This window comes from Variovorax sp. 01T432, assembly GCF_056398605.1.
In genome coordinates this window covers 33,113-43,849 of sequence record NZ_JBFTPS010000053.1, presented here as the reverse complement: position 1 = coordinate 43,849, position 10,737 = coordinate 33,113, and the positions used below count along the sequence as shown (strand labels likewise).

The window sequence follows — 10,737 nt, the reverse complement described above, 5'->3', positions numbered from 1 at the left end:
GCGAAGCAGCCGGTCGTGGTGGTGAAATGAACGGCCGCGCGGCCGCTGCCGGTCGAGGCGGGACGGCATGAATCTCGACGACCTGAACGACGATCCCGAAGACACCGCGCACAGCGCCGCCGAACGTGCGGGCGCGGCGGCGCGGAGCACCTGGGTGAGTGTGGGCGTCAACCTGCTGCTGACCATCACCCAGGTGTCGGTCGGCGTCTTCTCCAGATCCCAGGGCCTCGTCGCGGACGGCATTCATTCGTTGTCCGACCTCGTGGCGGACTTCGTCGTGCTGTTCGCCAGCCATCACAGCAAGAAGGAAGCCGACGAGGACCACCCCTACGGCCATCAGCGCTTCGAGACGGCCGCCTCGCTGGTCCTCGGTGTGCTGCTGCTGGCGGTGGGCGTGGGCATGTTGTGGTCCGCCTTCCGCAAGCTGGAGGCGCCCGAGACCGTGCCGCAGGTGCACTTCGTCGCGCTCTGGGTGGCGGGCGCCGCGCTGGTCGCCAAGGAATCGCTCTTTCGCTACATGCTGGCCGTCGCCAAGCGCGTCAAGTCGAGCATGCTGGTTGCCAATGCCTGGCATGCGCGCTCCGATGCGGCGTCGTCGCTGGTGGTCGGCATCGGCATCGTCGGCAACCTGGCGGGCTATCCGATCCTCGACCCGATCGCCGCGCTCATCGTCGGCTTCATGGTGGCCAGGATGGGCTGGGGCTTCGGCTGGGACGCGCTGCACGACCTCATGGACCGTGCGGTCGACGAGCAGGAAGTCGAGGCGATTCGCCGCACGCTCACGGAGACGCCCGGCGTTCGAAACGTTCACGACGTGCGCACCCGCAAGATGGGCGACATGGTCGTCGTCGACGCGCACATCGAAGTCGATGCGGCCATCAGCGTGGAAGAAGGGCACGACATCGCGGTCGCCGCCCGCCAGCGCGTCCTGCAGCGGCATCGCGTGCTCAACCTGATGACGCACGTGGACCCGTGGCGCCGTCCCGACCTCGACCACGCGGCACCGGTGGCATCGGCGGCTCCGGCAGGGACGTGACGGACGCCGGGGGCTCGACCACCGGCCTTGCGCTCGATGACACTGGCATGGCGGCCTACGGTCACGTCGGAATTTCACGCGCCGTCGCGGCCAAGGGGTTGATCGCAGAATGGGTGCATCCATCGGCACATCCACGTTCCAGCGGGAGCGAAGCAATCCATGGCGCAGCGCATCACCCACGCCGAGCGCGTGATCGACAGTCAAAGCGGCATCACCAAGGGTGAACTGGCGGCCTTCTACGCCCAGGTGTCGGAACTCATGCTGCCGCACCTCAAGGGCCGGCCGGTGGCGCTGGTTCGCGCGCCCGACGGCGTCGGCGGCGAACTCTTCTTCCAGAAGCACGCGCAGGGCAGGGCGCTGCCGGGCGTGACGCTGCTGGACCCGGCGCTCGACCCCGACCACGAACCGATGCTGCAGATCGACAACGCGCGCGGCCTGCTCTCGGCGGTGCAGATGAACGTGATCGAGCTGCACACCTGGAATGCCACCTCCGATGCCATCGACCAGCCGGACCGCATGACCTTCGACCTCGACCCGGGCGAGGGCGTGGCGTGGCCCCGGATGCAGGAGGCGGCCATGCTGGTGCGGACCCTGCTCCAGGAACTGGGGCTGCCGGCCTTCCTGAAGACCAGCGGCGGCAAGGGCCTGCACGTGGTGGTGCCGATCCGCCGCCGCGAGGGCTGGGACGCGGTCAAGGGCTTCTCGCAGGCGGTCGTCCAGCACCTGGCGCGGACGATTCCCGACCGCTTCGTGGCCAAGAGCGGTCCGCGCAATCGCGTGGGCCGGATCTTCGTCGACTACCTGCGCAACGGCTTCGGCGCGACGACGGCAAGCGCCTGGTCGGCGCGGGCGCGCCCGGGGTTGGGTGTCTCGGTACCGCTGGAGTGGGACGAACTGCCCGCGCTGACCAGCGCTTCGCAGTGGTCGGTGGGGACCATCGGCGAGCGCCTTGTCATCGGCAACCGGCCCTGGGCCGCGATGGAGAAGAGCCGCAAGGGGCTCGGCGCGGCAATGAAGACGCTGGGCTACGCGCCGCCCTGAGCGGCCGGCGCCCGCTTCAGACCGCTTCTTCCGTCGTCACCTCGAAGCGCTGCAGGGTATTGACGCCGAAGACCATCGTGATGGGCACGTCGGCCGCGTCGCGACCGCGCGCGATGACAATGCGGCCAATGCGCGGCACGTTGTGGCGCGCATCGAAGGTGTGCCAGCGGTCGCCCAGGTAGACCTCGAACCAGGCGCTGAAATCCATCGGGTAGGGCACCGGCGGAATGCCGATGTCGCCGATGTAGCCGGTCACGTAGCGCGCCGGGATGTTCATGCAGCGGCACAGCGTGATGGCCAGGTGGGTGAAATCGCGGCACACGCCGACGCCCTCGCGGTAGGCCTCCAGCGCGGTGCGGGTGGCGCGCGCGCGCTGGTAGTCGAAGCGCAGGTGCCGGTGCGCGAAATCGCAGATCGCCTGCACGCGCTGCCATCCGGGCGGCACGCCGCCGAAGCTGCTCCAGGCGAACTGGAGCAGCTCGCTGTCCACCTCGCAGTAGCGGCTGGGCAGCAGGAAGAGAAGGGTCGACACGGGCAGGTCGGCCGGCGCGTGCTCGACGGCGTCGAGGTGGACGGGGTCGGGCAGGCCGCTGTCGTGCACCACCGCCTGGTTGCGCAGTCGCACGTTGCTCACACCGAGGGGCACATGCACCCGCGCGCAGTGGTTGTCGAAGGCGTCGAGGTAGAAATCGGTGGGCAGCGGCGGGCTGATCGTGATGTGCTCGCCCTGAGGGATATCGCCGGCGCGGGAAGGATGCACCTGCAACATGTAGATCAGCGCCGTGGGCGCGGTGACACCGAGTTCGATGTCGAAGCCGATTTTGATAAGCATGGGGGCTGCCGGGTTGGAGGGGGTGATGCAGGTCAAGCACGTTTGGTGCCCGGCTGCCAGGGGATGCGGACCATCGTATAGGTCCGGGGGTGCGCGGCGTCCGGATTTGCACGCAAAGCCACGTAGGCGCAGGCACCGAAGCGTCAGCGTGGTCCTACTTGCGACTCCTCGCCGCTCCCACAGCGCCGAGCGCGCGGCCACTACGACTTTTCGCCGCCCGCTCCCCTAGGCTGTGCAATTGCCTGCAACCGCACGGCGGCGCAATGACGGTTTCGTTCAATCAACGACCTGGAGCGAATCATGGAACTCTCCTCACTGCTGCAATTCGCGGGCAACTGGCTCAGCGAAGCCCTTCTCTGGACTGTCGCCTGTTCCGCCGCGGTGGTCGGATTGGTGGCAGTCGTCAGTGCGCTGGACATGTTCTTCACGGAAGCCGGCTGATGTCGCGGCGCCGATGCGCCGCTCCTCCACAGACAAGAAAGACTCCTTTTGATGACGCAACAAAACAAGGCGGCCGCCGGACGCCGCCCCAAGCAGGGAGACGGCAGCAACGCTAAGCAGGAGCAACTCGCAGCCGCCACGACCGACAACGTCGCGCAGCTGACGACGAACCAGGGGCTCCAGGTCCCGGACAACCATAATTCGCTGAAGGCCGGCGCGCGCGGGCCGACGCTGCTCGAAGACTTCATCCTGCGCGAGAAGATCACGCACTTCGACCACGAGCGCATTCCCGAGCGCGCGGTGCATGCCCGCGGCTCGGCCGCGCATGGCTATTTCGAGGTCTACAAGTCCATGTCGCAGTTCACCTGCGCCGACTTCCTGCAGGACCCGGCGGTGAAGACACCGGTTTTCGTGCGCTTTTCGACCGTGGCGGGTTCGCGCGGCTCGGCCGACACGGTGCGCGACGTGCGCGGCTTCGCCGTCAAGTTCTATACGCGCGAGGGCAACTACGACCTGGTGGGCAACAACATCCCCGTGTTCTTCATCCAGGACGCCATCAAGTTCCCGGATCTGATCCACGCCGTCAAGCCCGAGCCGCACAACGAGATGCCGCAGGCCGCGAGCGCGCACGACACCTTCTGGGACTTCGCCTCGCTGATGCCCGAGAGCACCCACATGCTGATGTGGGCGATGTCGGACCGGGCGATCCCGCGCAGCCTGCGGATGATGGAGGGCTTCGGCGTCCATACCTTCCGCTTCATCAACTCGCGCGGCGAGAGCCACTTCGTGAAGTTCCACTGGAAGCCCAAGCTCGGCATTCACGGCCTGGCCTGGGACGAGGCGCAGAAGATCGCTGGCAAGGATGCCGACTTCCACCGCCGCGACCTCTGGGAAGCGATCGAGAACGGTGATTTTCCCGAATGGGAACTCGGCGTGCAGATGATTCCCCAGGACAAGGAGCATGCCTTCGGCTTCGACCTGCTCGATCCGACCAAGCTCGTGCCGGAGGAGATGGTGCCGGTGCAGCGCATCGGCCGGCTGGTGCTCAATCGCAATCCCGACAACTTCTTCGCCGAGACGGAGCAGGTGGCCTTCCATCCCGGCCACGTGGTGCCGGGCATCGATTTCTCGAACGATCCGCTGCTGCAGGGGCGGCTGTTCTCCTATACCGACACGCAGATCTCGCGGCTCGGTGGCGCGAACTTCCACGAGCTGCCGATCAACAAGGCGGTGTGCCCCTTCCACAACTTCCAGCGCGACGGCATGCACCGCCAGGCGATCGCGCGCGGCCAGGTGGCCTATGAGCCGAATTCGCTGGCCGACGGCAAGGAGTTCCGCGTCGACGGCGCGAGCGCCGGCTTCCAGTCCTTCCCCGAGGAGATCGAGCCGCCCAAGCTTCGGCGCCGCAGCCCGTCCTTCGACGACCACTTCACGCAGGCGCGGCTGTTCTTCAACAGCCAGAGCGCGCCCGAGAAGGAGCACATCATCGCGGCCTTCCGCTTCGAGCTGTCGAAGGTCGAGGTGCCGGCGGTTCGCCAGCGCATGGTGGACAACCTGGCGCACGTGGACGAGAAGCTCGCGCGGCGCGTGGCGGAGCCGCTGGGCATCGGCGCGCCGGACGCCAAGGCGGCCGCGGGCCGCGCCGGCTTTCGCGAGCACCGCTTCACGATGCCCATCGACGAATCGCCCGCGCTCAGCATGGCCGATACGGGCGACGGCTCGATCAAGACGCGCAAGGTCGCGATCCTGGTCGCCGACGGCGTCGATTCGGCTTCGCTCAAGCCGATTCGCGAGGCCATCGAAGCCGCCGGCGCGCGCTGCTTCGTGGTCGGGCCGCGGCTGGGCACTATCGCCAGCGCCTCGAAGCGCCAGATCGATGTGGATGCGACCTTCGTCAACATGCCTTCGGTGATGTTCGACGCCGTGCTGGTTCCGGCCGGCAAGGATGGTGTGCAGGCGCTCGCGCGCAACGGCGACGCGGTGCACTTCGTGCTGGAGGCCTTCAAGCACTGCAAGGCGATCTGCACGGTGGGCGAGGGCGTGGAACTGCTGGCGACGCTGGGTATCGGCGCCGATGCCAAGACCTTGCCCGCGGGGGTGGTGGTGGCCGCCACGCCGGTTACCAATCTGGGCGACACCACGGCGGCGACGCAGATCGCGCAGACCTTCGTCGCCGCGATCGCGAAGCATCGGCATTGGGACCGCGCGAATGTGGACGCGGTGCCTGCCTAGCGGAAGGGCCGATGCGGCCGGGGAGATTCCGGGCCTCGCGGCATATCCCGCCGCATATGTCGCATAGGCCGAAAGTCCGCCAAAGAACCTCCGCGATCCTGGGGAATTCTCGCGACACTACGCTCGTCGGACCGAATTCACGACCGACAACCGTAGGAGCTTCGCCATGCCCATGGAACTGCTGGAGGAACTCGCGGAAATGAATCTCCCTGTCGAGCTCGTCGAACCCGCCGAGGTGGACAAGCTGCGCGTGTTGCTCGCGGCGGGACATGTCGATGCCGTCATTCCGCCCGTGGCGCACGATCAATCGCGCAAGCCCGCCATCGTCCTGGAGATCACGCCGCTGGGGCGCAAGGCGCTGAGGTTGTTCGGTTCGCCCGCCAGGGCATGGCGCGGCGCCCCGGTCCAACCGGGCATCGCCTCCCTGATCGACCCTTGAGGCGGCGCGGCGGCGGGCTTATCGCCCTTGCCGCAGCCTGTTGCGGCCCTGCTCTGTCAGGTACTTGCCGCCCTTCCTGTCGAGAGCGACCAGTCCGTTCGAGTGCAAGCGATCCGCGACCTTGATCGCGTCGGTCGGGGCGCACTTGGCGTGCGCCTCGAAAAGGGCCTCGAGCGTCTTCCACTGTTCGTCGTTGAGCTGAATCTTCTTCACCAAGGCGCGGCCTCCTGCGTCGACCGGCGGAGTGTCGCGCGCCGGGATACCCCTGCGCCTCCACAAGATTGAGTAGATGGCGCGCGCCGAGCTCGCGTCACGGCGAGCGTTTAAGCTTTCGGGCATGACGAACGCACCAGCCCTGAAGGTCAGCACACTCCGAGGCGGCAGCGCTCGTGAAGTCTTCCTTGCCTTCCTCAAGCTGGGCCTGACCTCCTTCGGCGGCCCGGTGGCGCATCTGGGCTACTTTCGCACCGAGTTCGTGGAGCGAAGGCGCTGGCTCGACGATCGCAGCTATTCGGACCTGGTGGCGCTCTGCCAGTTTCTTCCGGGCCCCGCGAGCAGCCAGGTAGGCATGGCGCTCGGCATGGGCCGTGCGGGCTGGTGGGGCTCGCTCGCGGCATGGCTGGGCTTCACGCTGCCTTCGGCATTGGCCCTGATCCTGTTCGCCTACGGCGTCGCGGAGTACCGCGGCATCGCCGACTCGGGCTGGGTGCATGGCCTCAAGGTGGTGGCTGTCGCTGTCGTGGCGCAGGCGGTCTGGGGCATGGCCAAGTCGCTGTGCCCGGACCGGCCCCGTGCCGGGCTGGCGATCGTGGCGGCCTTGCTCACGCTCGCGCTGCCGTCCGCCGCGGGGCAGGTTGCCGCGATCGCGGCGTGCGCCTTGTTCGGCCGCTGGCGGCTCAAGCTGCCGCACCTCGAGGCCGCGCAGCATCAGGGCTATGGCGTGTCGAAGAGGATCGGCATCGCGGCGCTGGTCCTGCTCGCGCTGCTTCTCGCCGCCCTGCCGCTGGCGGCGGCCATCGGCGGCTCGCCCACTGTCGCGTTGCTGGACGGCTTCTTCCGGTCGGGCGCACTGGTCTTCGGCGGCGGGCACGTCGTGCTGCCCTTGCTGCAAGCCACGGTGGTGCCCACGGGCGCGGTGAGCAATGCCGACTTCCTCGCGGGTTATGGCGCGACGCAGGCGGTGCCCGGACCTCTCTTCACCTTCGCTGCCTACCTCGGCGCCGTCATGCACGGGCCGCTGCACGGATGGTCGGGTGGGCTGGCACTGCTGGTCGCTGTGTTCCTGCCGGCCTTTCTCATGGTGGTCGGTGCCTTGCCTTTCTGGGAGAGCCTGCGCCAGCGGGGCGACATCCAGTCGACCATGGCGGGCATCAACGCCGGCGTGGTCGGGATTCTGCTGTCCGCGCTCTACGACCCGGTGTGGACCAGCGCCATCCACTCGAAGGCGGACTTCGGGCTCGCGCTGGCGGCCTTCGGCCTGCTGGTCTATGCGAGGTTTTCGCCTGTCGTCGTCGTGCTGCTGGCCGCGCTCGCGGGCTGGGCTCTGTAGACGGCCGCTCAGCCCGCGTTGCGACGCGTCGACAGCAGCGCCCGCAGCTTGGCGGGTGCGACCGGCTTGGTGAGCAGCGTCACGCCGCGCTGGCGCAGGCGCTGCAGCACCTCGGGTCCGGTGGCGCCGGACACCAGCACCGCGAGCGCATCGGGTTGAAGGCCGCGCGCGGCATCGATGACGTCCATGCCGTCTTCTTCGCCCGCCAGCTGCAGGTCGCACAGCAGGACGTCGAAGCGTGCGCCGGGCGCTCCCAGGCGCGCCAACGCGCCGGCACCGCTGGATGCGCACTCCACCTGGCAGCCCCATTGCCGCAGCAGCGCACTGCTGCCGTCGAGGATCGCCGGGTCGTCGTCCACGACGAGGCAGCGCAGGCCGGCGAGCGGCCCGCGTTGCGGCGACTGCGGCGCGGGCGGCGCGACGTCGCGCGGATTGGCGCCCGGCAGGTCCAGCGCGAAAGTGCTGCCCGCGCGCAGCGCCGAGCGCAGCACGATGCGGGTGCCGAGCAGCGCGGCAATGCGCGCGCAGATCGACAGGCCCAGGCCGAAGCCCTGGCGATGGTCGCGCTCGGTGTTCGCGACCTGGTAGAACTCCTCGAAGATGCGCGCCTGATGAATCGGCGCGATGCCGACACCGTTGTCGCGCACCTCGATGCGGACCCTGCCGCCGCGGCGCCGTGCGGCGACCAGCACCGTGCCATCGGGCGAGGTATGGCGCACCGCGTTGCCGACCAGGTTGCCGACGATGCGCAGCAGCAAGGCGGCGTCGGTGTTCACGGCGAGCCCGTTGTCCCGCCACAGCAGCCGCACTTTCGCCGCGGCGGCCGGCGCGGCATGCTGCGCATCGAGCTGGTCGAAGAGCGTCGCCACCGACACGGCGCTGATCGCCGGCGTCAGCACCTGGGCATCGAGGCGCGATATCTCGAGGAGGTCGTCCAGCAGCACGCTCATGAACTCGGTGCCCTCCTGAAGCCGCAGGACGGCGGGGCGCTGGGTGTCGCTCGCGGTCGGCAGCAGGCCGTCGATGAAGAGGCCCATGGCATGCAGCGGCTGGCGCAGGTCGTGGCTTGCCGCGGCCAGGAAGCGCGCGCGCGACAGCGCCGCCTGCTCGGCCTCGGCCATGCGCTGCAACGCGACGGCGGTGGCCTCTCGCACCCGTTCCTCACTCACCTCGCGATTGCGCTGCAGGCGCTCGGCCAGCCGGTCGACGTCGTAAGAGAGATTGGCGAGTTCGTGTTGCGAGCGCCGCTCGACCCTGTCCGCGTCGGCGCGCGACCTGGCTTCGAGCGCGGCGCTGGTGGTGACCTCGCAGCGGGCGTCGAACTGGCCCGCCTCCAGCGCCGCAACGGTGCGCGAGATCCGGCGCAGCGGCTGCGACACCGCGCGCGCCGTATGGCGCACCCAGGCCCAAGCCAGCAGCAGCGCGATCATCGCGATGCCGATGCCGGTCATCAGCGTGCGCGTGCGCTCGCGCGCGTAGGCGGTGGTGTCGCGGAAGGTCTGCACCAGGCCGATGGGCTTGTCGCCGGCGGCGGTCGACCCCTGCGGCGAGAAGGCGCTGGCGCGGGAAGCCTCGCGCAGCGTCACCGGCGCGGTGAACATGCGCAACTGGTGCAGCGGCGCCGCCTTGGAGCCTGCGGTCACGTAGACGCCGGCGCTGTTGCTGATCTCCACGCGCGTCACCTGGCCGCCGCGCAGCGCGGCGTTGGCGACGTTCTGCAGCGCGGGCAGGTCGCCGGCGTAGAGGCTCAGGTCGGACATCGCGGCCACCTGGCGCGCCACCGCCTGGCCTTCGGCGTCGAACGCGGCTTCGAGCGTGTGGAGATGGCTGCTGGTGAACCAGGCGGTCAGCGCCAGCGCGACCGCCGCGCATGGCACCACGCCCAGCCTGAACAGGTCGCGCTGCAGGCTGCCGCCGACCACCACGGCGCGGCCGTCCGTGGCGGGCGGGTCCGTCGGTCGTGCCGCGGAGGCGGGCACAGCCAGACCGTGGATGGGCAGCCTCATCGGGTCGCGGTGACCCGCTCGGTCAGCTCACGCTCCTCGGGAAGACGCAGGCCCAGGCCGCGCGCCACGGTGGTGTTGACGCGCACGGTGGCGGGCGTCGCCGCCTCGACCACGATGCCGCCGCCGCCACTGCCTTGCGCCAGCTTGAGGCCGAGCGCGCGCGCCTGCCGCGCCAATTGGCCGGGGGTGGACACGGCGGCGGCCAGCCCGCCGGAGCGGACCAGGCCATCGGTCGTGCCGAACACCGGCAAGCCGGCGCCGGCGCCGGCGCGCAGCACGGACAGGGTTGCCGCCTGGCTGTCGCCGATCAGGTCGGGCAGCACCATGAGGGCGTCGCTGCGCGGCACCAGAAGGTGCAGCACGGAGGCGAGGGACGATGCATCGGACGCGTACTCGATCTGCAGATCCCAGCCCTGGGCCGCGCGCTGCAGCTCGCGCACGATCGGCTCCGACTCGATCGTCGCGATGACGCCCAGCCGGCGCTTGCGCGGCAGTACGGCATCGATGACCGCCAGCTGGTCTTCCATGGCGGGCTCGCTCAGCAGCACGCCCACCGGACGGTCGGCGCGTCTCAGGTTGGGATTGCTCTTGAGGCTCTCGTAGTCGAGCCGGCTCAGCATCGCGAGCACCAGCGGGTCCTGGCCGGGATGCTCGATCGCGCAGCGCGCCGCTGCCACGCCGACTGCCATCGTCACCGACACGTCGGCGGGCTGCGGGGCGGCGGCGGGGCGGGTAGCGCGCGTGCGCTCGCCGGCCGCCGCATGGCTTTCGTCGACACCGGCGATGCCCGTGCTGCCGCGCATCGGCGCGCCGGCGACCACATGGATCAGGTCGAAGGGGTGGCCGGCCTTCTGGGACTCTTGCAGCAATCGGACGAATTCGCCGTGCGCGGCCACGTCATCCGCCAGCAGTACCGTCAACGTCGCCGCCCGCGCGCCGCCGCACAGGAGGGCGGCGCAGGCCACGGCGAAGGCCGCGATGACGCCCGGCCCGCCGTGCACCGGAAAAAGACGTTGGAAGAACATGAACTGCATCCGCAGTGAGCGAGGAAGCCAATGTACGGAAGCGGCTGTTTTGGCGCGATAAGGCAGAGGGCTTATGTCGGCCTGCGGGCGGCGCTGTTGCCTCGGCAGGCAGCGCCGGGGCGCTGCCTGTCGGCCT

10 protein-coding genes are annotated in these 10,737 nt (G+C 69.3%); 6 read left to right on the top strand and 4 right to left on the bottom strand.

All coding sequences use genetic code 11. The features are described from left to right. Window positions 1-67 precede the first annotated feature (67 nt). Window positions 68-1,036, top strand: a complete 969-nt coding sequence (locus tag AC1DNF_RS28830) for a cation diffusion facilitator family transporter (RefSeq protein ID WP_478152075.1) — start codon at window positions 68-70, stop codon at window positions 1,034-1,036. Between the two features lie 159 nt (window positions 1,037-1,195). Beyond that, window positions 1,196-2,077: a non-homologous end-joining DNA ligase gene (ligD, locus tag AC1DNF_RS28825; protein WP_478152074.1), complete on the top strand. Its 882-nt coding sequence runs from the start codon at window positions 1,196-1,198 to the stop codon at window positions 2,075-2,077. 16 nt (window positions 2,078-2,093) lie between these two features. On the opposite strand, the gene AC1DNF_RS28820 is transcribed toward ligD, so the two are convergent. Beyond that, window positions 2,094-2,909 carry a transglutaminase-like domain-containing protein gene (locus AC1DNF_RS28820; protein ID WP_478152073.1) on the bottom strand — a complete coding sequence of 272 codons (816 nt, stop codon included), beginning with the start codon at window positions 2,907-2,909 and terminating at the stop codon, window positions 2,094-2,096. A gap of 300 nt (window positions 2,910-3,209) precedes the next feature. Here AC1DNF_RS28820 and AC1DNF_RS28815 point away from each other — a divergent pair, with 300 nt between their 5' ends. The 3 genes from AC1DNF_RS28815 (at window position 3,210) to AC1DNF_RS28805 (ending at window position 6,021) form a co-directional block, all read left to right on the top strand. Beyond that, the gene (locus tag AC1DNF_RS28815) at window positions 3,210-3,350 is read left to right on the top strand and encodes a hypothetical protein (protein ID WP_478152072.1); all 141 of its coding nucleotides are present in this window, start codon (window positions 3,210-3,212) and stop codon (window positions 3,348-3,350) included. 51 nt (window positions 3,351-3,401) lie between these two features. Continuing rightward, window positions 3,402-5,582, top strand: a complete 2,181-nt coding sequence (gene katE, locus AC1DNF_RS28810) for a catalase HPII (protein WP_478152071.1) — start codon at window positions 3,402-3,404, stop codon at window positions 5,580-5,582. 166 nt (window positions 5,583-5,748) lie between these two features. Further along, entirely contained in the window at window positions 5,749-6,021 is a 273-nt protein-coding gene (locus AC1DNF_RS28805; protein ID WP_478152070.1) for a hypothetical protein, read from the top strand. Between the two features lie 18 nt (window positions 6,022-6,039). Here the strand turns inward: AC1DNF_RS28805 and AC1DNF_RS28800 are convergent, their stop codons facing one another. Further along, window positions 6,040-6,237 (bottom strand): hypothetical protein, encoded by a 198-nt coding sequence (locus AC1DNF_RS28800; RefSeq protein WP_478152069.1) that lies wholly within the window; start codon window positions 6,235-6,237, stop codon window positions 6,040-6,042. Between the two features lie 121 nt (window positions 6,238-6,358). On the opposite strand from AC1DNF_RS28800, the gene chrA reads away from it, so the two are divergent. Next, window positions 6,359-7,570, top strand: a complete 1,212-nt coding sequence (chrA, locus tag AC1DNF_RS28795; RefSeq protein ID WP_478152068.1) for a chromate efflux transporter — start codon at window positions 6,359-6,361, stop codon at window positions 7,568-7,570. An 8-nt stretch (window positions 7,571-7,578) separates the two neighbouring features. On the opposite strand, the gene AC1DNF_RS28790 is transcribed toward chrA, so the two are convergent. Continuing rightward, the gene (locus AC1DNF_RS28790; RefSeq protein WP_478152067.1) at window positions 7,579-9,576 is read right to left on the bottom strand and encodes an ATP-binding response regulator; all 1,998 of its coding nucleotides are present in this window, start codon (window positions 9,574-9,576) and stop codon (window positions 7,579-7,581) included. Continuing rightward, a complete protein-coding gene (locus tag AC1DNF_RS28785) occupies window positions 9,573-10,601 on the bottom strand; it encodes an ABC transporter substrate-binding protein (RefSeq protein WP_478152066.1) in 1,029 nt (342 codons plus the stop codon). Before AC1DNF_RS28785 ends, AC1DNF_RS28790 begins: the two co-directional genes overlap by 4 nt. Window positions 10,602-10,737: the final 136 nt, after the last annotated feature.